This is a genomic window from Bacillus sp. FAU20, from assembly GCF_056033865.1.
The window spans coordinates 592,565-615,990 of record NZ_JBVYHY010000021.1; the positions used below are offsets into that span (position 1 = coordinate 592,565).

The 23,426-nt window shown below is 35.6% G+C and carries 25 protein-coding genes and 1 other RNA gene; 4 read left to right on the forward strand and 22 right to left on the reverse strand.

All coding sequences use genetic code 11. The features are described from left to right. Positions 1-9: 9 nt before the first annotated feature. From ypwA to AC0OM3_RS16815, 9 genes are all read right to left on the reverse strand, one after another. Positions 10-1,527, reverse strand: a complete 1,518-nt coding sequence (gene ypwA / locus AC0OM3_RS16775) for a carboxypeptidase (protein WP_000215094.1) — start codon at positions 1,525-1,527, stop codon at positions 10-12. 101 nt (positions 1,528-1,628) lie between these two features. Next, positions 1,629-3,566 carry an ATP-dependent DNA helicase gene (locus AC0OM3_RS16780; RefSeq protein WP_474212460.1) on the reverse strand — a complete coding sequence of 646 codons (1,938 nt, stop codon included), beginning with the start codon at positions 3,564-3,566 and terminating at the stop codon, positions 1,629-1,631. 138 nt (positions 3,567-3,704) lie between these two features. Then, positions 3,705-3,887 carry a DUF3921 domain-containing protein gene (locus tag AC0OM3_RS16785; RefSeq protein ID WP_000376898.1) on the reverse strand — a complete coding sequence of 61 codons (183 nt, stop codon included), beginning with the start codon at positions 3,885-3,887 and terminating at the stop codon, positions 3,705-3,707. 61 nt (positions 3,888-3,948) lie between these two features. Further along, complete coding sequence (locus AC0OM3_RS16790; protein WP_000521224.1) at positions 3,949-5,088, reverse strand: THUMP domain-containing class I SAM-dependent RNA methyltransferase; 1,140 nt, start codon at positions 5,086-5,088, stop codon at positions 3,949-3,951. A 180-nt stretch (positions 5,089-5,268) separates the two neighbouring features. Then, an RNA gene (gene rnpB / locus AC0OM3_RS16795) (RNase P RNA component class B) lies at positions 5,269-5,659 on the reverse strand. Between the two features lie 86 nt (positions 5,660-5,745). Then, entirely contained in the window at positions 5,746-6,081 is a 336-nt protein-coding gene (gene gpsB, locus AC0OM3_RS16800) for a cell division regulator GpsB (RefSeq protein WP_000622431.1), read from the reverse strand. Positions 6,082-6,178: 97 nt separating this feature from the next. Then, a complete protein-coding gene (locus tag AC0OM3_RS16805) occupies positions 6,179-6,733 on the reverse strand; it encodes an SLOG family protein (RefSeq protein ID WP_000864833.1) in 555 nt (184 codons plus the stop codon). Positions 6,734-6,789: 56 nt separating this feature from the next. Further along, on the reverse strand, positions 6,790-7,218 hold the full coding sequence (locus AC0OM3_RS16810) for a CotD family spore coat protein (RefSeq protein WP_000546270.1): 429 nt from the start codon (positions 7,216-7,218) through the stop codon (positions 6,790-6,792). Between the two features lie 156 nt (positions 7,219-7,374). Then, on the reverse strand, positions 7,375-7,902 hold the full coding sequence (locus AC0OM3_RS16815) for a YppG family protein (RefSeq protein ID WP_000487630.1): 528 nt from the start codon (positions 7,900-7,902) through the stop codon (positions 7,375-7,377). A gap of 177 nt (positions 7,903-8,079) precedes the next feature. On the opposite strand from AC0OM3_RS16815, the gene AC0OM3_RS16820 reads away from it, so the two are divergent. Further along, complete coding sequence (locus AC0OM3_RS16820; RefSeq protein ID WP_000242653.1) at positions 8,080-8,271, forward strand: YppF family protein; 192 nt, start codon at positions 8,080-8,082, stop codon at positions 8,269-8,271. Positions 8,272-8,297: 26 nt separating this feature from the next. Here AC0OM3_RS16820 and AC0OM3_RS16825 read toward each other — a convergent pair whose 3' ends face one another. After that, entirely contained in the window at positions 8,298-8,642 is a 345-nt protein-coding gene (locus AC0OM3_RS16825) for a YppE family protein (protein WP_000786940.1), read from the reverse strand. Between the two features lie 15 nt (positions 8,643-8,657). Continuing rightward, a complete protein-coding gene (locus AC0OM3_RS16830) occupies positions 8,658-8,900 on the reverse strand; it encodes a hypothetical protein (protein WP_001252036.1) in 243 nt (80 codons plus the stop codon). 85 nt (positions 8,901-8,985) lie between these two features. Between AC0OM3_RS16830 and AC0OM3_RS16835 the strand changes: the two genes are divergently transcribed. Next, entirely contained in the window at positions 8,986-9,165 is a 180-nt protein-coding gene (locus tag AC0OM3_RS16835; RefSeq protein WP_001987054.1) for a hypothetical protein, read from the forward strand. A 151-nt stretch (positions 9,166-9,316) separates the two neighbouring features. On the opposite strand, the gene AC0OM3_RS16840 is transcribed toward AC0OM3_RS16835, so the two are convergent. Then, positions 9,317-10,342 (reverse strand): DUF2515 domain-containing protein, encoded by a 1,026-nt coding sequence (locus AC0OM3_RS16840; protein WP_000495647.1) that lies wholly within the window; start codon positions 10,340-10,342, stop codon positions 9,317-9,319. 103 nt (positions 10,343-10,445) lie between these two features. Between AC0OM3_RS16840 and recU the strand changes: the two genes are divergently transcribed. Further along, positions 10,446-11,048, forward strand: a complete 603-nt coding sequence (gene recU / locus AC0OM3_RS16845; protein ID WP_000155598.1) for a Holliday junction resolvase RecU — start codon at positions 10,446-10,448, stop codon at positions 11,046-11,048. A gap of 66 nt (positions 11,049-11,114) precedes the next feature. Next, the gene (locus AC0OM3_RS16850; RefSeq protein ID WP_046945512.1) at positions 11,115-13,808 is read left to right on the forward strand and encodes a PBP1A family penicillin-binding protein; all 2,694 of its coding nucleotides are present in this window, start codon (positions 11,115-11,117) and stop codon (positions 13,806-13,808) included. 26 nt (positions 13,809-13,834) lie between these two features. On the opposite strand, the gene AC0OM3_RS16855 is transcribed toward AC0OM3_RS16850, so the two are convergent. The 10 genes from AC0OM3_RS16855 to panB form a co-directional block, all read right to left on the reverse strand. Next, complete coding sequence (locus AC0OM3_RS16855; RefSeq protein ID WP_000442648.1) at positions 13,835-14,353, reverse strand: YpoC family protein; 519 nt, start codon at positions 14,351-14,353, stop codon at positions 13,835-13,837. A gap of 3 nt (positions 14,354-14,356) precedes the next feature. After that, positions 14,357-15,004 carry an endonuclease III gene (gene nth / locus AC0OM3_RS16860; RefSeq protein WP_000933037.1) on the reverse strand — a complete coding sequence of 216 codons (648 nt, stop codon included), beginning with the start codon at positions 15,002-15,004 and terminating at the stop codon, positions 14,357-14,359. 15 nt (positions 15,005-15,019) lie between these two features. Then, on the reverse strand, positions 15,020-15,727 hold the full coding sequence (dnaD, locus tag AC0OM3_RS16865) for a DNA replication protein DnaD (RefSeq protein ID WP_000727172.1): 708 nt from the start codon (positions 15,725-15,727) through the stop codon (positions 15,020-15,022). Positions 15,728-15,848: 121 nt separating this feature from the next. After that, positions 15,849-17,036 (reverse strand): aspartate transaminase AspB, encoded by a 1,188-nt coding sequence (gene aspB, locus AC0OM3_RS16870; RefSeq protein ID WP_000761561.1) that lies wholly within the window; start codon positions 17,034-17,036, stop codon positions 15,849-15,851. 18 nt (positions 17,037-17,054) lie between these two features. Then, positions 17,055-17,558 carry a cell wall elongation regulator TseB-like domain-containing protein gene (locus AC0OM3_RS16875; protein ID WP_000758739.1) on the reverse strand — a complete coding sequence of 168 codons (504 nt, stop codon included), beginning with the start codon at positions 17,556-17,558 and terminating at the stop codon, positions 17,055-17,057. Positions 17,559-17,565: 7 nt separating this feature from the next. Next, positions 17,566-17,736, reverse strand: a complete 171-nt coding sequence (locus AC0OM3_RS16880) for a YpmA family protein (protein ID WP_000412179.1) — start codon at positions 17,734-17,736, stop codon at positions 17,566-17,568. 250 nt (positions 17,737-17,986) lie between these two features. Next, a complete protein-coding gene (gene dinG, locus AC0OM3_RS16885) occupies positions 17,987-20,791 on the reverse strand; it encodes an ATP-dependent DNA helicase DinG (protein WP_474212462.1) in 2,805 nt (934 codons plus the stop codon). Positions 20,792-20,922: 131 nt separating this feature from the next. Beyond that, a complete protein-coding gene (panD, locus tag AC0OM3_RS16890) occupies positions 20,923-21,306 on the reverse strand; it encodes an aspartate 1-decarboxylase (RefSeq protein WP_000490182.1) in 384 nt (127 codons plus the stop codon). Between the two features lie 12 nt (positions 21,307-21,318). Continuing rightward, complete coding sequence (gene panC, locus AC0OM3_RS16895; protein WP_046945514.1) at positions 21,319-22,167, reverse strand: pantoate--beta-alanine ligase; 849 nt, start codon at positions 22,165-22,167, stop codon at positions 21,319-21,321. Beyond that, entirely contained in the window at positions 22,167-23,003 is an 837-nt protein-coding gene (gene panB, locus AC0OM3_RS16900) for a 3-methyl-2-oxobutanoate hydroxymethyltransferase (RefSeq protein WP_000851107.1), read from the reverse strand. The genes panC and panB overlap by 1 nt, the downstream gene beginning before the upstream one ends. Positions 23,004-23,426: the final 423 nt, after the last annotated feature.

The window sequence follows — 23,426 nt, forward strand, 5'->3', positions numbered from 1 at the left end:
GCTCTTTTTTTACAACTCATAAATTTCTTTATACTTCGCTTCTAAATAATCTGCTAAGTAATTTGCATTTAACCCTTCGCCTGTTACATCTTCTAAAATTTCAAGTGGCTTTTTCGTTTTACCATATTGGTGAATATGTTCAGTTAGCCATTCACGAATTGGCGTTACGTTTCCTTCTTCTAATAATGCATCAAAGTTCGGAATATCTTTTAACATTCTTTGCTTAAACTGCGCTGCGTACATATAACCAAGCGCATAAGATGGGAAGTATCCAAATGAACCACCAGCCCAGTGAACATCTTGCAATACACCTTGTGCATTGTTTTCCGGACGAATTCCTAAATATGCTTCCATCTTATCATTCCAAGCCGCTGGCAAATCTTTCACTTGTAATGTACCATCAAATAATTCTTTCTCAAGCTCATAACGAACCATAACGTGAAGCGGATATGTGAGCTCATCTGCTTCTATACGAATGAACGATGGCTTCGATTCGTTAATCGCATCATAAAACTCATCTACTGATATATCATTGAATTGACCATTGCTATACTCTTTTAATAAATCATAATTTTTCTTCCAGAATGATTTATTACGACCGATAAAGTTCTCAAAGAATAACGATTGTGACTCATGAATACCCATAGATGTTCCACTACATAGCGGTGTACCTTCAAATTTTCCTGCAATATTTTGTTCATATACAGCATGACCACATTCATGAATTGTTCCAAACACAGCCATACGGAAATCCTTTTCGTCATAGCGTGTCGTAATACGAACATCCCCTCTATTTAATGTAATCTCGAATGGATGCACCGTTTCATCAAGACGACCTGCTTCAAAGTCATAATTCAACTGCTTTAATAGCTCTAATGTAAAGTTCTTTTGTTTTTCTTTTGAAAAATGTTCTGATAAAGCACTTGTCTTTAATCTCTTTTGTGACTCCGATATTTCTTTTACAAGCGGAACGATACGCTCACGAAGTTGACCAAATACGTGATCTAACACTTCTACTGTAATACCCGGCTCATACATATCTAATAATGTATTATATTTGTATGTTTCGTAACCCCAATATGTAATAAATTTCTTTTTAAATTCAACTATTTGTTCTAAATACGGACGGAACATTTCGAAATCAGATTTTTCGCGGGCTTCTTCCCACACACTTTCCGCTTTCGCTTCTAATTTCACATACGCTTCATATTCAGCTTGTGGAATTTTTTTATTTCTATCATATTCTTTACGACACTCTTCAACCATTTTCTTCGTCGTTTCAGAAAGTTTGTCTTCACTTATTAAAGCTTCAAGCTCTGTTAAATAATTTCCCATCTCATCTGAAGTCGACATAGCAAACACTTCTGATGAAAGCATACCAATTACTTCTGAACGCTGGTCCACACCTTTTTTAGGCGCACCTGTTCTTAAGTCCCAAAACATTAAGCTTAATGCTTCTCCGTAATTTTGTATCTTCTTCACATATGTTAAAAATTGTTTTTCTACTTCATATGTAGCTACTGTCATCGTATAAAAACCTCCCTTTTCTACCTCAAACTTAATTCGACATGAAAATCTAAATTCCTTTTATAATAGAAAAAAAGCTTGGCAAGCGCCAAGCTTTCTCCTTATAATTCTTTACCTTCTACCGGTAGTACGTTTTTCACCGCTTCTATCACTTTCTCATCTTCTGTATCAGATAAGAAGATTGAAATAGCACCTTTATCGTCACTCGTACGAATTAAACGACCGATGCCTTGACGAAGACGTAAAATCATATATGGTACATCTACATCCCAGAACGGATCATTAACATGTTTACGCTTCGCTTCAAACACCGGATCGTTTGGAGGGAATGGTAATGACCAAATGATAACATGTGATAATGATGAACCAGGAATGTCTAAACCTTCCCATAAATGAACGGCACAAAGTACAGTCTCTTCTTCATTTTGGAAGCGAGAAACGAGCTGACTAATTTCTTGATCCCCTTCATATAGGAACGGAACTGACATTTGTTCTTTACTTACATATTCTTTAAACGCTGCAAGCTCTTGCGTTGTACGGAATAGTACAAGTGTACGTCCATTTGTTTTTTGTATATTTTCAAGTGTATATTGACACTTTCTTTCCCATTCATTTTCTTTCGTATGCGATAGTAAGTTTACTGCCATTTGCTCCTCATAATCAAACGGTGAGGCAACTGAGAATGATAAGTAATCTTTTACCCCTAAGCTATTTGCTGTAAACGCGAATGAATCGTTATTAGATAATGTAGCAGACGAGAAGATATACGGGATTTTCTTCAAGAATACTTTCTCTTGTAACACTTCTTCAACTGCACGTGGCATAATGACTAACGTGAAGGCTCCATCACCTTCTTCGCCCCATGTAATTACATTTTTCTCGTGCATGAACAGACGAAGTGAATGTTCTAACACATCTAAATGTTCATCAACGATATTTAAATCATACGTATTTACTGTATGCATTTCACTTTCAAATACTAATGCATCACCGACTTCACCAATTTTCGCATAAAGTCGTTTTGCTTCAGCTGTTACTTTTTCTGTCACAGTAATTTCTAAACGATCCGAACCGGCAATTTCCTTTTTATTTTCTTGTAACACATCAAAGAATCGCTCTGTTTGCCAAATTGTTTCTTCTACTAAATGTGCAAACTCTTCACGAATATCATTTTGTAATAATCTCGTTAATAGTTGCTCCATCATCGTTTGCTTTAAACGGTATGTTAAAGCTTTTTGAGCTGCATATTCTACAAGATGTCCTTCATCGAATACAACGCAGCTACTTTCTGGTAATAACGGAATTTGCCCTTCACGCTTACGAGCATCGTACGTCCAAATATGATCCATATAGAAATCTTGAGAACAAATAATTAAATCTGCTGCTTTACGATAATGTTCACGAGAAAGAGTTTGTCCACAACGATGACGAGAATCACAAGTAAAGCAATCTTGGAAGTAATCCCAATTTACTTTTGACCATTCTTCGTCATTTAAAAGTGGAAATTCTTTTCTGTCACCATAGTGCGTAAAGTTTTGCATCGTACCATGATCGAATACAAACTGTGGTAACTCGTAATATACGTCTTCAATTACTTCTGGAGCTCGTCCACTCATAACATCTTCAAGTTTACGTAAGCATAAATAATTATCCATTGATTTTGCAAGCCTTACATCAACAGATAGCCCTAATGCTTCAGATAACTTAGCAATGTCCCCTTCTTCTTTCACAAGCTGCTCAATTAACGTTTCATCTGCACAAGCAATAATAGCTGGTTTCCCAGTATAACGCGCATAACAAATTGCATATAGAAGATATACAATTGTTTTCCCTGTTCCTACACCCGCTTCTGCGAACATTACTTTCTTTTCTTGGAAAGCACGCTCTAATTGAAACGCCATAAAAATTTGTTCATCACGCTCTTCAAATCCTTTTTCTGGAAGGATGTCGTAAAACACATCTCCAATCCACTCATTCAACTTATCATAAAAATTATCTTGTTTTCCTACTTCAAATGGTAATCTCTTCTCAGTAAACATCCTTAGCCTCCAACCAAAAAGTTTTTCTATAAAAAGATATAGCAACCGCTACTCATTTGTATGCAGTCACTTTCCCCTGTTACAATACATAGAAATGCACGAAAAAAAATTTTCCTTTCGAAAAAGGAAAATTTTCTTCTATATTAATGACTTTAAATACCGTTTATCAATCGCTGTTTCATGTGAAAGAGCTGACAAATATTCTTCTTGTGCTTTTTGTATTTCATCTACAATCACACCTTGGCTATCCACTTCTTTTCCGAGCTCATCATACGTACGGTGAATAGCTTTTTGAATCATTGATAATTGGAAACTATCCATATTAGTTCCTCCTTTACGCATTACATAATAGCCAGTATATGCGTGCTAGAGGAGTTTTATACTATGAATTACGCGGTGGACGTTTTCCGAAGTATTGGTAGTAATCTGTACGGATAAATCCGTTAAATAGTTTACGTTTCTTCGATGCATCTTTTCCGTAACACTTCTCAAATGCTTCGTAACTTGTTAATACATATGCTGACCATGTATCTAACGGACGGAATACTTGTCCCATTTCTTTGTACAATTGTTCAACAAGTGCTTTTTCACTTAAACGTTCTCCGTATGGAGGATTCGTTACAACGTAGCCATAATCCTCTTTTGTTGTGAAATCTTTTACTTGCATTTGTTTAAATGTAATTAAATCGCCTAAGCCTACTTCTTCTGCGTTATCTTGAGCAACTCGAATCATACGATGATCAATATCTGATCCAATGATTTGTAATCGTTGATCATAGTTCGCTAAATCTTCAGCTTCTTGACGAGCTTCACGCCAGTTTTGTTTACCTACCCAGCCCCACTCGTCAGATGCGAAACCACGGTTAAATCCTGGCGCAATGTTTTGTCCAATTAATGCTGCTTCAATCGGAATTGTACCTGATCCACAGAATGGATCAACAAATGGACGATCTGGCTTCCAGTTTGTTAATTTAATTAAAGACGCAGCTAATGTTTCTTTTAACGGAGCTTCCCCTTGATCCATACGGTATCCACGTTTATGAAGTCCAACACCACTCGCATCAATTGTTAATGTTGCAATATCCTTGAGCATTGCAATCTCGATACGGAATAATGGACCATCTTCTTCAAACCAAGTTGTACGTTTATATGTTGTTTTTAATTTTTCAACGACAGCTTTTTTAACGATACGTTGGCAATCCGAAACACTGAATAATTCAGATTTTAAAGATTTACCGATAACAGGGAATTCGCCATTCTCTGGAATATAATCTCCCCAGTTTAATGCTTTCGTTTTTTCAAATAGCTCATCAAATGTTGTTGCTTTAAATTCGCCAACTTTAATTTTTACACGGTCCGCAGTACGTAACCATAAATTCGTGCGACAAATCGCCTTTTCATCTGCTTCAAATGTTACTTTGCTGTTTTCTACTTGACATTCATAACCAAGATCGCGAACTTCTCGGGCAACTAACGCTTCAATACCCATTGCCGCTGTTGCAATTAAAGTAACTTTTCCCATTTGCATTCACCTCTTATGTATATTCAAACAATAATTAATAGCAATTGGTCCTATTAATCATTACATTTTACGAAAAATTTTCTCATTAACCATTTTAACTCATACTTTATAACTTCATACAAATAAAAAGCCCTCCTCTAACAAAGGAGAGCTGAGTTATTTCATAGTTGGTTCATAACGTTCTGTAAGCCATGTTCTGTTCCTTTGTACTACAAACGGCCCACGCCTCGTACTCCGGTGGCAATCATCTATCTACAGGTTATAAAACCTGTCCTTTCCCATCGTTCATTTCCTTGGAAAAGATTCCCCTACCATTATTTGGGTTTCTCGCTCGTGGGGTTTACCTCGTTCCACTCCTATCATTTCTTCAAGGACTTCGTCACTGTGGCACTTTAAAGGTAGTCAAACCATATCCGAAAGGACTTAGGTTTTTTCCCTGCCGTTAAACCAGCCTTACAGCCAGAATACCCTAGCTTATGAATTGGCTAGGCACGAACACTACAGCCATCTCAGGCCGTGCGAGCATGGACTTTCCTCTACAACGTTGGCGTTGCAGCGATTACCCAAACGTTATGACATCCATTAGTATAGTGGAAACAAAAAGATTTTGCAACGTTTTTTTCTATGTAAAATGCTTAAACCTTTTCCCACCTTACATCATTCGTATAACTTACTTCCAAATACAGCTTTTTCTAAGTTAGATAAGCGTTTTAAAATATCCGTATTCGTGTTGTTATAAACTGGTTGTGCAACTGGTGTTTGTACAGGTTGTTGTGGAACTTGCGTTACAGCTAGTTTTTGTTCCTCTAATTCACGCTTTAAACGAGCATTTTGTTGCTTTAATTGCTCAAACTCTTTGTGGAAAGCTTCATAGTCTTTAATGATCATATCAAGAAACTTGTCTACTTCTTCTTGCTGATAACCTCTCATACCTGTTTTAAATTCTTTTTCTAAAATATCTTTCGCTGTTAATTTAATTTTATCCGAAATCATTTTCTTCACCTCAAATTTTTACCAAAACTTTCATTAACTAAATTTTTTCAGAAACAATGCTTTTTGTCAATCATATATACGAGTACTATATTACATATTACTCTGCATTATTCCACTGTTCCTCTTCTATTATATCTTGTAAATCAGAAAAAAGAATGAAATAACTGTGATAATTTTCTATTTCCCCTTTTTTCTTTGCTGATTCTACAATATATTTGGGAGTTCCTGGTTTTTCTTCATCGTATACCGCTAAAAGCGCATCACTTTTTTCAATAAAAAATTGATTTTTTAATTTAAATTGCTCTGGGCTTTCATACTTCCGTTTCGTGATACTATCAACATGGTCTGCTTGAGAAAGAATAAATTCGTAATATTCACGATTATCTTCTTTCCAATTTTCTTCTTGTTCTAAAAACGGAGTGAATACCCCTAATTTTAAATCTGGATATTCTACTTGCATTTCAAAAACAACTTCAGCAGCCCATAATTCTACACCTAATTGGCCGCTTATTATAACCCACTCTAAACCATCTTCTACAAAAGTGAGTAATTTACGGTGTAATGCTTTCTTTATACACTCCACTCCTGGATGATCATTTTTAAATATTCCAAGTTCAAATGGCTTATATCCTGTTACTGAAATAACTTTCATATCAACACTCCAATTACAAAAAAAGAACTAGCATTTCGCTAGTTCTAACATATCATTTACTTTTTAAATATTCCACCAACGTTTGGTCCGATATTTGGACCTACTGGTGATACATTGTTTGGTAAAAACGGTGATACATTTGGTCCTGGTCCAAACGGTGATACATTCGGTCCCGGCCCAAATGGAGATATTTGATGACCGTGGTGATGATGATGATGACCATGACCACACGGTCCACATCCGCCGCCGAATCCTGGGTCGATTGGGTCCACAACATTTACATTTGAATTTGTTTGTGGGAAGAAGTTTTGGTTTTTAATTTGTTGATGATGTACATGTGTTGTATGTGTTGGGAAAATGTGTGGCACCACCGTTGTTGAAAAAGAGTGTGTTACGCATTGTTTCGTCGGATGAATGACAGGAGCAGTCGTACAAATAGGTCCTGTAGGCTTATGCCCTCCAAAGCAAGGATGACAATGATGCATAGTTTTTTCTCTCCTCTCTCGTTAAAAAAAATCTGATTACACTTTACAGTATGAGAAAAGAGAGAAAGCCGTTTGTTATATATACCCATTTATTACAAGGAAATTTGTCTAGTCCTTTATTTCATCTACATTGTTTTTATAGACAATCCTTCAACATTACTTACCAAAAAAGCCTCCAACTTGCTTTACAATACCTGTCACTTGATTCATCGCATTCATCATTTGTCCAGCTGTATTCATCATTTTATTTACATCATAGTTACCATCTGATGTTTTAAATTGAGAAACAAAACTAGAAAACTGACTTGGCTGTTGTTGCTTTTGCTTACCCTGCGTCGGATACGGTTGTTTTGGTGGATAAAACATCGCTTGTTGATTAGCATACGGCGATGGTGGTGGTGGCATATAATATTGCGAATTCATATAAGGCTGCTGCTGTTGTTGATTCATGTATGGTTGCTGAGCTTGTGGTTGTTGAGCTTGATTCACATAAGGTTGCTGCTGTTGTGGTTGTTGAGCTTGATTCATAAAGGACACTTCAAACGGTTGATAATAATTTTGATTTCCATAATAAGGCTCGAAAGGATACATATTATACCGTAAATATGTATCCGTATTATATTGGTACATATTTTGCTGTACATATGGATTCGTTTGCTGATATACGTTAGGTTGTTGAAACATGCATTCTCTCCTCCTTCACATAAGTTTCTACATATATAATATGTACCTATAAAATAATATGTGTGATGGAGTATCTGTCTATTTTTGTCGGAAGTTTAAATTTTTAAAAAATTAAAAAAGAAAACCCTTCCATGCTATGATAATGAAGAAGAAGATTCTCATGGGGGAGGAATCAACATGGTATTAGGGGATTTAAAACAAGCGTTTTCTCAAAAAAAGGGGTATTGCACAGAGAATGTAAATGAATTATTAGACTTTGCGAGACATTGGTATCTCGAAGGAAAAATATGCATATCAGATTATCGAACATTAATAAAAGAATTAGAAATAAACGGCGCAACAAAACCCACAACAATGACAGAAGCATAAAAATAACAAGAGGGCTCTCCCTCTTGTTATTTACATTGCTCAACTATATTTTGCAAAGTATACGAAATGGCTTGGTGTGTTTCAAAGAATCGTTTACCTTTACCTTTATTTACAAAGCATTGTAACACATTCGTTTGTAAATTATCGTATACTTGATCAATTTGCTGTACATGTATATATTTTGGCTTTTCTTCTTTAATCCACGTATAAGCTAATTCTTTCCACTTCTTTAATTCCTCATCTACCATATCTACAAACGGTTTCATATCCTTATAAAAGTCGTATTCGGTTAGTTCTCTCTTTTTTACATTCGCTTCATTATTATACTGCATGAGTTTTTCTGAAGACTGTATTAACGCTTCATTCTTCATTACTTTCCCACCTTATTATGCACTCACTACGACGTTTTGAAATGTCTTTACCCAATTCCCTTTCTCTTCGTGATGCACTAATTTATTTTCCATATGTTCAATATGCATTTCTGTTATTTCTATCTTATTGCATATTTTTTCACTCGCATCCTTTAATGCATGATTCATTCTAATCCCTATATTCATTTCCAGCAAATCGAGAGAACTTAACATTTGATCCATTTTTTTCATTACATCTTCCTTTTGAACCATCGCCATATACAAAACGCCTCCTTCTTTGCTTTTCCTTTGTCATGTATTTTCGCCGAATGATTCACCACTCCTCCCCACATGACAAAACTAGTTGTTATTCGTCAAAGAAATCATTTCGTATGTCATTTATAGAAATGGTAACAATACAAAAAGGAGGTGTATTACAATGGCAAAGAACAAAAATGAAAAAAAGAAAAACCAAAACAAACAACAAAATAAACCCGAGACTGGCAATCCAAAGCTAGATGGTCCAAACTTCCCTGCTACATAAAGCGAGACTTTATTACGAACAGTTAAATTTCAAGTCACCCTTAATCTCCTACTAGCATTACGTTTTGAGATTAAAGTTGTAGCACACATAGCAGGATTGTTTCAAATTAAGAAGTCCCGTCTTCAAAATGGAAGACGGGACTTCTTTTTTATTATATCATGAACTCATCCATCCTTTTAGCAAAACGATTTACGATAGATAGCCTATAGATTTGTTCTCTCTTTCTTCTATACCATTCTGTTATATTAACTTCCCCTTTAGGTTCTTCAAGTACAAATAGCACATTCATTTTCATATTTGCACAAAACCAATCTCTCATTTTTATTTCTTCATGTAAAATAACAGGATAAATATCTCTAAGTGTTGGCGTATAAGACTTTCGAGTTTCCTTTGCGTAAACTTCATAATCTTCTCTAGACCCAGTATGTGTAGTTTGCAATGCAAACTTATAAAACGAACCATTATAAATTGGATGAAACAATAACCATGCTAATTTTTTTCCTAGTTCTATACGCTGTTGTAACGTTTCAAATTGATAAACCGAAAATCCATACATTCTCCCTTCAATTGTTGGGAAGATAACTGCACTAATATGAAATCTTTCTTGTACTTTAAAAAGTGCAGTATGGAATACATGTTTTTTAAAATATGTGTTCTCAATGACTGGTTTTTGAATTTTATTTTGTTCATTTATAATAAGCGCTGTCATAAGCCTATTTATATCTCTTCTTTCCCAGAAAAATAGCCATTCTTTTTCCATAAAAATTGATACGCTGAAATATTGCAACAAATGAAAGAGAGGTGCACGTCTCTTCTTACTTTCCTCATACAATAATAGCTGTGGAAATGCATCTAAAAAAATAATCCAATTAGCCTGTTCGTACAGAATAAATAAATGTTTTTTTACCGTTTTAGGTAAAACAGTAGCATAATATCTCCCTTCTAAATCAGTCATATTCCAGCCCGCATTTCTCGAAACCATACTCGCTAAAAAGGCCCACCTGATTTCACTATTTCTTAAATAATATTCTTGATAAGATTGTGTTCGAGAAATATTGTCCACATTAGCTATTTCTGTTTTCTTTTTAATATTGCGAATGATTGCTCTTTCTTCCTCTGTACAAAACTTTTTTTCTCGATTTTGTTTAATTTTCATATAATCATTCCATGTAAACATAAATAAGTCATCATACCTTTCATCAAAAAGGTCACATCTTTTTTCATTTTTTGATATAATCACCTTTGTAAGTAATTCTTAGCAAGTTGGGAGTGGACACACTATGACCATTCGTTACCCAAATGGAAAAAGGTATAATCAAGCTTCACAACCTCAAAAAACACCTATAAAAACACATACTTATAGTAATAGAGGTATGTCCCTTGAAGAGGAATTGAATGAAACAAATCAATATTACTTAACCCATAATATTGCATGTGTACATAAAAAGCCTACACCTCTTCAAATTGTAAAAGTAGATTACCCCGCTCGAAGTGCTGCAGTGGTAAAAGAAGCGTATTTTAAACAACCTTCTACAACAGATTACAACGGTGTATACAAAGGGAAATACATCGATTTTGAAGCAAAGGAAACAAAAAATAAAACTAGTTTCCCACTTCAAAACTTCCACCTTCATCAAATTGAACATATGAAGCAAGTGGTTGCTCATAATGGAATTGCATTTGTTATTATTAAATTTACACTTTTTGATGAATTTTATTTACTAGATGCAAAACATATTATTGCATTTTGGAATCGTCAAAATACTGGTGGACGCAAGTCGATTACGAAAGAAGAAATAGAAGAGCATGGATCCTTATTATCATGCGGTTATCACCCTCGGATTGACTATATCCGTGTACTAGACATGGTTTATTTTTCGTGATAGAGTCATCACTAAGGCTCTTTTTTCGACTTTTGGGGGAGAGAATGAAAGGTAGGAGAAAGTATAATGTCAGATAATTATCGTTCTCGTACAGAACGAAATCATGTGAAAAATCAAGAGAAAAAAACACATAAAGAAGAAAAACCAAAGAAAAAAGGCTCCTTTTTCAAGAAATTCCTTATAGGTTGTCTACTTCTTGGTATCGTTGGTCTTGTAGCCGGCGTTTCCGCTTTCTTTGTTATGGTAAAGGACGCTCCAAAATTAGACAAATCCAAACTTGTTAATCCTTTATCAACAAAGTTTCTTGATAAAAACGGAAATTTCTTCTATGAATACGGTGCTGAAAAACGAACACATGTTACTTATGATCAAATTCCAAAAGTAGTTGAAAATGCATTCCTTGCAACTGAGGATTCGCGTTTCTATGATCATAATGGAATTGATTTTAAACGAACTACAAAAGCAGTTATGGAAAATGTCACTGGTGGTTTCGGTTCCCAAGGTGGTAGTACGATTACACAGCAAGTCGTTAAAAACTACTTTCTAACGATGGATAAAACCGCTAAGAGAAAAGTACAAGAATGGTACTTATCTTACAAATTAGAGCAACAATACTCTAAACATGAGATTTTAGAAATGTACTTAAATAAGATTAATTTAGGTAACCGTTCATACGGTATTGCGACAGCAGCGCAAAAATATTATGGTAAAGATTTAAAAGACTTGCAATTACATGAAGCTGCTATGCTCGCTGGTTTACCCCAAGGTCCAAACATTTATGATCCAACCAAAAAGGAAAATGTTGAACGAGCAACAAATCGTCGTAATGTCGTATTGTCATTAATGAATCGACATGGTTATATAACAAAAGAAGAAATGAATAATGCAGTTAAAATCCCAGTAACAGAGGGCCTTCAACCGTCTTCAGAAATAACTGAGATGAAGTATCAAGCATTTTTAGATGCAGTTGTAAAAGAAGTTGAAAAAGAATATCCTGATGTAAATATCGGTTCAGATGGTTTAACGATTCATACAACACTTGATCAAGATGCTCAAGATTATGCTGAAAAAATTATGGATGGCAATCTTATTAAGTATCCAAACGATCAATTCCAAGGATCATTCGTATTTATGGATACACAATCTGGAGAAGTTCGAGCAATTGGTGCTGGACGTAAAGAAAATAAGTCCACTTTCAAAGGTCATAATATGGCAACTGATTTAAAACGCCAAGTTGGTTCAACAATGAAACCAATTTTCGACTACGGTCCAGCGATTGAGAATCTTCAGTGGTCTACTTATCATCAATTAAATGACTCTGAATATACTTATTCTGATGGCACAAAGATTAAAAATGCTACAGGGAGTTTTAAAGGTGACGTTTCACTTCGTGAAGCATTGAAGAAGTCATTAAACATCCCGGCTTTAAAGACAGCTCAAACAGTTGGACTTAATAAATCAAAAGAGTTTGCTGAAGGTTTAGGCATGACATTTGAAAATGGAGTACATGAATCTACTGCAATTGGTAGTAACGATAGTTCTCCCTTAGCAGTAGCAGGTGCATATGCAACCTTTGGTAATAGTGGTAACTACAATAAACCACACTTCGTAAAAGAAGTAACCTTCCCGGACGGGAAAAAGAAAAGCTTTAAACCGAAAGAACAACGTGCTATGCAAGACTATACAGCTTACATGGTAACTGACGTTCTTCGTGACGTAGTAAAACCTGGTTCTGGTGGTACAGGACCAACAGCATATGTTTCAGGTGTTGACGTAGCGGGTAAAACTGGAACGCAAAACTTTGATGCAAAAGATTTAAAGAAATACGGCATTCCAGCTGATGCAAACAGAGATAGCTGGTTCGCTGGATATACACCACAATATACGATGGCTGTATGGACGGGTTACGTAAAGAACGGTCCAGAAAACTACATTAGTGATCGTTATACTAAAATTGCACAGCAAATGTTCCAAGTAATGATGAGCAAATTCGCTACAGATAAATCACGCTTTGAACGTCCTTCTTCTGTTCAAGAAATAAACGGAGAATTATATGTAAAAGGTGCGAAAAAAGATGCAATTAAACAAATTAAAGTAGATGCCCCTAGTGGTCTGAATGTCACTTTTGATGGCGCTAGCACAGTTACACTAAACTGGTCTGGACCAGCAGAAGTTGATGCATATGCAGCCAGCTATAAAGCAACTGACGGTTCAAGTGGCAGCCTATCAGTAAGTGGTACGACAGCTACTCTTGGTGGTATTAAACCAGGTGTTACTTATAGCTTCTCTGTAGTAGCGAAAAAAGGCACTGGCACAAGCCCAGCAGTTGGTGCATCCTTCACTGCGCCTGGCGGAACTCCAGATGCGAAAAAAGCTGAAGAAGAGGCTAAGAAAAAGGCCGATGAAGAAGCTAAGAAAAAAGCTGATGAAGAAGCCCAGAAAAAGGCTAATGAAGATAAAGTAAAACAAGACGAAGCTAAGAAAAAGGCTGAAGAAGAGGCTAAAAAACAACAAGAACAGCAACAAGAACAACAACGTAAACAGCAAGAAGAAGCTCAGAAGAAAGCTGATGAGGAAGCTAGAAGGAAAGCTGAAGAAGAAGCTAAGAAACAAGCTGAAGAAGAAGCTAAGAAGAAAGCTGAAGAAGAGGCCAAGAAAAAAGCTGAAGAAGAAGCTAAGAAACAACAAGAACAGCAACACCAAAATACCGGAGGAGATACACCTCACGCAGACGGTGCTGTTGTTACAACAGAGTCCTAATATACAAAAAAAGAAGTCCGTTTCTCTTAACGAGAAGCGGACTTCTTTTTTGTTATCATTTTCTTTACATACAGCTTTTCTATTTCGATATACAACTGCGCTAATTGAATATAAGAATGATAATTACTCGGTTTCTTTATAATGAATGAATATCTTTCCATAAAATTAACAGGTTGTACTTTTAATTTATTCGTATTTATTTGCATTTCATTCAAACTATGAACAGGTTGTTCATTTAGCCAATAGACAACCGATAACAAGTGAGCTGCAAAAAGAATCATTGGTCCCTCAGCCTCTTGCTTATTTCTATTTCGAAACAGTATAGCAATGTCTTCATGCTTATTTTTCCATACATTCAACATCGCTGGAATACTGTTTTCAATTTCCTTCCATGGCTCATACTGTCTTTCAATATCAAATATAAAGTAAGTATTTTGTATTATCTCTTCAAAAGAATTGTCTGTATGATACTTAATTAAATTTACACTTTCTTCAAAAAATGGTAAACAGTGAAATTCTTTCGGTATTTCTATAACTCGCTCCATCCTTTATTTCACCTTCATTCGCTTCTTTCCTTCACGACATACTTCTAACAGTCTGCACTCCTCACATTGCGGTCGTTGTGCTTTACAGTGATAACGTCCAAAGAAAATCATACGATGATGTGTAACTCCCCACTCATCCATCGGTACTTTTTTCATTAATGTTTTTTCTACTTCTAACACAGAGTCTTTCCATCTACACATAGCTAATCGTTTACTCACTCGCTCCACATGTGTATCAACAGCAATTGCCGGAATTCCAAACGCTACGGAAACTACAACATTCGCTGTTTTCCTTCCTACACCTGGTAATTTCGTAAGTTCATCTCGATCGCTCGGTACTTCTCCATTATAGTCATCTAATAACATTCGGCATAATTTTTGAATGTTTTTTGCTTTATTTCTATACAATCCGATAGAGCGTATATCTTGTTGTAATTCTTCTAGAGAAACACTTAAATAATCTTCTGGTGTTTTATATTTTTGAAATAAATTTCTTGTCACTTTATTTACAAGTACATCCGTACATTGTGCAGATAACGCCACCGCGATTACAAGTTCAAATGGATTATCATGAACCAATTCACAATGTGCTTCTGGATACATATCCGCCATTGTGTCTAAACAATAACGGATTTGCGTTTTGTTAAGCATATTTTTCCTCCTATATTACTGCTCCAACCAATTATAAAAAGGCACTTTTCCAGTAAATTTCGTCTCTTGTTTTGTCATTTGTTGTGTTCTTTGTTGATTCGCTCTAAATTTTTGACCTTGATTTTGAGCCTGATCTACCGTTTTAATTCCATTCTTTTTCCACTCAAATAAAATACGATCAATATATCGGAAATTTAGTTTTCCACTCATTACAGCTTCTCTAAGAGCCGCTTGAATTAAATTTGGATGATGTTGATCTTGGTCCTCCCACATTCCTAACGTTTCACATTCGAACGGCGAAAGTGGTCTTCCAAATTCTTTTTCAAATACTGTATATAAATTTACTTGCAGCTGTTTTTTTTCTTTTTGCTCTTCCTCTATTGATTCATCCATTAAGAAATGTAATATTTTTTCCCATAACGGTTGTAAAGAATAACTTTCGCACATCATCGCTTCTGATCTTTGTCCACCTTCTAGTGATAAAAACCCTTTTTGAATCAATACTTGAATTACTTCCATACATTTCATTTCCGTTATCGTCATCCGTTCAGAAATCTCTGAAGGAGTCGGAAACGAATTACCTGATTCTAAAAATGTGTGTACATGAAGTACCACCATAAATTCCGTCTCATTTAAACCTAATTTTTTATAATGCATCATAAGCAATTTTGGAATTGCAATGCTTCCCTGCTCAAACCACTGTAACATTATTTTCTTTTTCATCACCAAACACCTCGCTCTCTAGTATAACACACCTTTAGCTATTTCTTTTTGCCACAATTCGTCAAAAAAACCTCCCCATTAATAGGGAGGTTTTTTTATATTACATGAATGAAATATAAAATTAAGCTTGCACTTTACTTTTCATAAATGTATGGATGCGCTCTAATGCTTTCTCTACTTGTTCAAGAGATGTCGCATATGATAAACGAACATTATTTGGAGCCCCAAATCCTGTACCGGGTACAAGAGCCACTTTTTCCTCTTCTAATAGAGCTTTTGCCCACTCATCAACTGTTGCATATCCTGATAAAGCTACAGCTTCTTTTACGTTAGGGAATAAGTAAAATGCACCTTGCGGTTTAATACAAGTAAAGCCAGGGATTTGAATTAATTTATCATAAATGATGTTTAATCTCTCTTCAAAGGCTTGACGCATTGTTTCTACAGGTTCTTGTGAGCCTGCATATGCCGCAATTGCGCCGTATTGAGCGATTGAAGTAGGGTTTGACGTACTATGACTCGCTAAGTTCGTCATCGCTTTAATAAGCTGCTTATTCCCTGCTGCATATCCAATACGCCATCCTGTCATAGAATGAGATTTAGATACACCATTAATAATAAGTGTTTGTTCTTTTAATGCATTAGAAAGCTGGGCAATTGAAGTATATTCTACGCCACCATAAATTAATTTTTCATAAATTTCATCAGAAACGATTAAAATATCATGTTCTAAACACACTTCTCCAAGCTGTTGTAATTCTTCTTTGCTATAAATCATTCCTGTTGGATTGCTCGGTGAATTAATAATAACCGCTTTCGTTTTCTCTGTAATTGCCTCACGCAGCTGCTTTGCTGTAATTTTGTACTCATTGTCTTCTAAACCTTCTACATAAACCGGCTTACCGCCAGCAAGCTTCACTTGCTCTGGATAGCTTACCCAGTAAGGAGTTGGGATGATAACTTCATCTCCCTCATCAAGTAATACTTGGAATAATGTATATAATGCATGCTTTGCACCATTACATACAATAATTTCAGATGGATCATACGCAATACCTTGATCGCGAGTAAACTTTTTCACAATTTCTTGTTTTAACGATTGTAATCCACCTGTTGGTGTATACTTCGTATGCCCTTCTAACATCGCTTTATGTGCAGCATCCATAATATGCTCTGGTGTATTAAAGTCAGGTTCCCCTGCCCCTAATGCAATTACATCATGACCCTCTGCTTTTAATGCTTGTGCCTTTGCTGTAATTTCTAAAGTTGAAGACGGTGTTAAAGCAGCTACTCGCTTTGCTAATTTCATTTGTAGTTCCCCCTACATCTATTTTTCAATGCTATATCGTCTTAAAAATTTTCCATCTTTAAATTCAAGATAGTAATAGCTATAACGATTGTCATCATCAATATATGTAACTTCCCATAGTGGTACATCATTTTCAAAGCCTAATTTCACTTTCATAATCTCTTTCGGCTTACTTTTTGATTCCTTACTTTCATTGCCGACTTGCTCTATTGTTCTTTGTATAGCCTCTTTTTCAGAAATACCTTCGCTCTTTTTCCTTACTACAGTATCCCCTTTTTTCTCAGGCACCCAAACGATAAGTTGTTCTCCCTTTTCATCTGTACCTTGCACGACTATATATGCAGATTTTCCATTGTAATAATCAACAGATTTGACCTTTGTAAGCTTTGCTTTTTCTTTAGCAATTTCTACAAATTTCGACTCTTTGGGAATTTTCTTTCCCATCGCTTTATTATAAACATACGCCCCATATATTCCGCTAGCAACGATAACAATAATGATTGCAAAGATCCACTTTTTCATTGTATCACTACGTTCTGTAAATCGTAAATACAGCTGTTTCTTTATCTTTTTCGTCTAATGCTAGTCCGAACATGAGGTCCTGCTCTTTTAACGTACGATTCAAACTATCAACAATTTTATACAAATCAGACGAATATTTAATACGTGTCGTTGATAGTACTTCGATTTTCTTCTCCATGAAAAAACTCCTCCGTTACACAAAAATTTCTAATTATAGAAGAACGCAATGCGGTTACAATAAGAGTACATTCTTTACAACCCCTGCTTCATCACCCATCTATTATAGCAGGACATGTACAGCAAAAAAAGGTTTCAAGTCGAAAACCAACACATTTTGTATACAAGAAGTAAGAAAAATAAAATTCCTCCTACCCACATTTTTTACGCCCGAAGTTTATAAATACTTCAGGCGTATTTTTCTTCCATTTTTATTCATTTGGTGGTTCTTCTAATTGTACTAATAATTCTTCTAATGGTCCTTCATAAAGAGGTACGTTAGGAATCGATTGTAGAAATCGTTTTCCATAAGAAGAACTCGTCAAACGACGATCTAACACTACTACCGTTCCTGTGTCTGTATTCGTTCGAATTAAACGGCCAAATCCTTGTTTGAAACGTAATATTGCTTGTGGGAGCGCTAATTTAGCGAATACATCTTCACCTTGATTTTTTAGCCACTCACCTTTCGCTTCCATCATCGGCTGATGAGGAGGTGTAAATGGTAGACGGACTATAACAAGACAACTTAAGGCATCTCCTGGAATATCTATTCCTTCCCAGAAACTGCTCGTCCCTAATAAAATTGATTTGTCGAACTCTTGAAACTTTCGAATTAAACGGCTTCTACTTCTATTATTCACACTTTGTGTGAGTAATAAATAACCCTCTAATTCATCATTATTTTTTAAATTCGCATACGCTTCTTTTAACATTTCATACGAAGTGAATAAAACGAGCATTCTGCCTTTTGTGGTTTTCGCTATCTTTGCAATATGTTCCGATACAGATTCAATAAATCGTTCATTACTTACTTGCTTAATAAAAGGTACATCCGTTGAAACCATTAATTTCATCTGTTCATCATAACGAAATGGTGACGGAACCTTTAAAGTATTTGGAGCGAAATCATGTAAACCAAGTTCCTCTTTTATATAATCAAACGTATCGTTAATTGTTAGTGTTGCAGATGTAAAAATAACACTCTTTTTTTCTGTTAAAAATTCATCCGCAAATCTTTCACCAATATGAACAGGCTGTGCATATAGAACTGTTGAATGAATCGTCCCTTTCGTTTCAGTCTCCATCCAAGTTACATACGAATTCTTTTCTAATATGAGTAATTGTAATGATTCTGCCATCTTTCTCAGCAACTCAATTAAATGCATAAATTCACCTGTTACAACATGCATCTCCCATTCTAACTTACTTTGCAATATATTCACTTGCTTCTCAAGAGCAGTTACTACCCTTCTTAATTCATATATAAAACGATTTGTTAATTCGACAATACTATCCCACAACTTACCTTTTTCTAGTTCTGGGTTATACCTATAGATGAGCGGCATATTATTCGTTCCTTGTTCTTGCTTTGTTTGTTTAAATATAAAAGTACGTAACATTTGGAAGAGTTCATCCGCATCAAACTTAAGTTCCTTCAAACTATAACTTATCATACGGAAAGTTGAACGAGATGCTTGCTCTGATTTTTTCATCATTTTATATACTTTGGAGAGTACATCTTCTGTTTCTAGCGTCCCAAGACGAGATATAACCAATTGAAAATACATACAAGAGAACTGTTCACCCAATGTTCTACTCGCAGCTTCTTCAATATGGTGAGCTTCATCAAAAATAATATGTTCGCATGAAGCAAACAACGGTTCTTCACTTGAAAAATCTTGAAATAATAACGCATGATTTGTAATAACGATATCTGCAAATAAAGCTTTATTCTTCGCTCGCTGGTAAAAACAACGACTATACCAATTACTTTGCATACCGCCTGGACTATACGCATCGCTACAAATCCGATTCCAAAGTAACTTTCCACCCTCAGGAATATTTAATTCGTCTCGATCACCTGTTTCAGTTTGCAATAGCCAAACTAAAATCTTCGCCTTCGTAAGTGCCATATCATAATTTTTTTCTTCCTCTTGCAAAGCATACTCAAATTTATGTAAGCATAAATAATGCTTTCTTCCTTTTAGAAGAGCTACCTCAAATGAAAATGGCATTATTTTTTGTAATAACGGAATTTCTTTTTCTAATATTTGTTGTTGGAGTTGTACCGTTTGTGTACTTATAATGACAGGTTCTTCTTTTCTCTTTGCAAAATAAAGACTAGGAAGCAAATAAGCAAGAGTCTTTCCTGTTCCTGTACCGGCTTCAATTAGTGAAAAACGAGAATCTCTTAACGCCGTATATATCTCTTTCATCATCAATTGTTGACTTTCTCTTCTTTCAAACTTTGGCATATGTGATTCCAATTTATCCATCGTTTTATTCAAGAAAGCATCAAACTTTGATGAACACGTTTCTCCAAGGTTTAAGGAATAGTTCCGCTTTTTCAGCGCAATATTTCGATGTATTTCATACTCCGCTATATCTTCTTTACCGTGCATTACTTTCTTTAAAATATTTTCAGAAAGCACATCAGCTATATCACTTTGGAACACATCGCTTAATTCATAAAGCGATTGCAACGTGACAAGTGGTAACTTTTCAATTTCATTTAAAAATTGTAAAAATAATTCCGCTGTTGCAAGAGCATCACTATCCGCACGATGTGGTTGATCGTGCTCTAGTTCATGCTTCTTAGCTAAATCACGTAATTTATAACTATCGGCTGTCGGCAAAAGAATTTGAGCCAATTCAACCGTGTCGATTTTCGGACAATGTATTTCTGTATATCCAGCTTGCCTTAATTCTTCATTTAAAAAATTCCAATCAAAGTGAACATTATGCGCAACGAAAGCCGCACCTTGTAATAGCTCAACAATCATCGGGGCTACATCTTGAAATAACGGGGCTTGTTTTACAAGACTTTCATCAATCCCTGTTAATTCTGTAATAAATGGTGGGATCTCTCTCTTTGGATTAACAAAAGACGAAAAAATCTCCAATATCTCTCCATCTTCTACTACAACAGCTGCAATTTGGGTAATTTTATCCTTCCCATCTTTCCAGGAGTTCCCTGTCGTCTCTAAATCAACAACGACATAACGCTTACTCATATATGTAACACCTCAATTTCTTACCTTTCAAACAACAATAATTTATATAATGTTACTATACCACGTTTCATCTCATCTTAATGAAAAGATGCACAAAAAAGCTATCTCCGCAATGGAGATAGCTTTTCTACTTATAATATCGTACCCGCTTTTTCAGCACCTAACATTTCAATAATTTGATTATTATCGTCTAGTACTGCAATTTTTGGTTCTTGTTTATGAATCTCTTCTTCCGTAACTAGCCCATAACAAATAATAATTACTTTGTCCCCTGGTTGTACAAGCCTTGCCGCAGCACCGTTTAAACAAACAACACCACTACCGCGTTCCCCTTTAATAACGTATGTCTCTAAGCGAGCACCATTATTATTATTTACAATTTGGACTTTTTCGTTTTCTACAATATTTACCGCATCCATTAAGTCTTCATCAATTGTAATACTACCTACATAATTTAAATTTGCCTCCGTTACAGTTGCACGATGTAACTTTGCTCTCATCATTGTGCGAAACATAGATGCTCCCCCTTATTTAACCGTTACTGTTATATTGTCAATTAATCTTACATTTTCAAACTTAACTGCAATAGCTAAAATGATCCTTCCTTCGACTTTCTCTACCATTGTTAATGACGGATATGCATATAAATCCACATAATCTACAGTGCCTTTCGTATGCGTCTCAATATACTCTTTCACAAGATTTGTAATGATTTCCGGATTACGTTCACCTGCCTCAATTCTTTCTTTCGCTATACATAGGCTTCGGTATAAATGAAGAGCTTCTTCACGTTCATCTTGTGATAGGTACACGTTACGAGAACTTTTCGCTAAACCATCTTCTTCCCTTACAATATCAACTGGTACGATTGTAACTGGAATATTGAAATCAGTTACAAATCCTTCAATGACAGCAACTTGTTGAGCATCTTTCATACCGAAATAAGCACGCATTGGCAGCGTAATATTAAATAGTTTCATTAGTACAGTTGCAACACCAGCAAAATGACCAGGTCTTTGTTTGCCACATAATACATCGGTACGCTTTACAACTTCAACTGTTGTCGTTTGTTCTGCTGGATACATTTCTTCTACACTCGGATAAAATAAATAATCTACACCGTTTTCTTTTGCTACATTTTCATCTCTATCAATATCACGAGGATATCGATCTAAATCTTCATTTGGGCCAAATTGTAGTGGGTTTACAAATACACTTAAAACTACAATTTCATTTTCTTCTCTTGCCTTACGTAATAAAGTAGCATGGCCTTCATGTAAATAACCCATTGTTGGAACAAAACCAATACTCTTTCCACTTGCACGAAGTTCGTTTGTAATTTGCTGCATCTCTTGCACTGTAGTTACGATTTTCATTATTGTTTTCCTCCGTATAACGCTAAGCATTCTTCCTCTTTCATTGTGAACGAATGTTTTTCTTCAGGAAATTTCCTTGTCTTTACTTCAGTAACATATTGTGAAATCCCGCGTACAATCTCCTCTTGAACAGACGTATATTGCTTCACAAATTTCGGAACACGATTTACGCCGTATGAGATAAGATCATGATAAACAAGCACTTGCCCATCTACTTTTTGTCCTGCACCAATCCCAATTGTCGGTATTGTTAGTTGCTCTGAAATAAGTTCTGCTAGCTGCATTGGTACACATTCTAACACAAGCGCTATTGCACCAGCTTCTTCACATTTCTTTGCATCTTCTATTAATTTTTTTGCACTCTCCGCATCTTTTCCTTGCACTTTATATCCACCCAACACTCCTACAGATTGAGGGGTTAAACCTAAATGCGCTACTACAGGAATTCCTGCGTTCGTCAAATATTGAATCGTCGATATAACTTCTCCAGCACCTTCTACCTTCAGTGCGTGTGCCCCGCTCTCTTGAACGATGCGGCGTGCATTCACCATCGTTTCTTGTAATGATACGTGATACGACATAAATGGCATATCAGTTACAATAAACGTCTCTTTCGCTCCACGGCGTACAGCTTTCGTATGATGAATCATATCCTCTACTGTTACAGGTACTGTTGAATCGTATCCGAGTACAACCATTCCAAGAGAATCTCCAACTAGAATCATATCAACTTCAGCTTCTTCTGCTAATTTAGCAGATGGATAATCATACGCCGTTAGCATTGTAATCGGCTCACCTTGCTCTTTCATCTTCAAAAAATCTGTTTTTGTTTTCAAAAACTACTCCTCCTTTATGCAGGAGAGAGGAGATGGCCGAAATCATATAAAAAACCCCTCTGGCCATAAAAGGGCAGAAGGGTTGTGTGTTAGTCGGCATTATTCATCCCTCTGTCCCAGTCCGTTATTGGATCAAGGCAGAATCCAAGTTATTATTTTTCGTATGACTTCGAATCATGGTGCAGTTCGCTCTGATACTGCCCACATTCGAACTAATTATAGCAAACTACAAAAAGGAATTACTACATTTTTTTGAAAAAATAATTTTTTATTCTTATTACGGTATATGAAATTTAATACGAGAGTATATATGCTATACAGTTTTTATGGATAATTCAATCCTGAAAAGATACATGTTTTTCAACGCATGTTAAAAAAAGTCCAAGTTAATTTTTTCTGTAATCCATTTAACTGTATAGTATA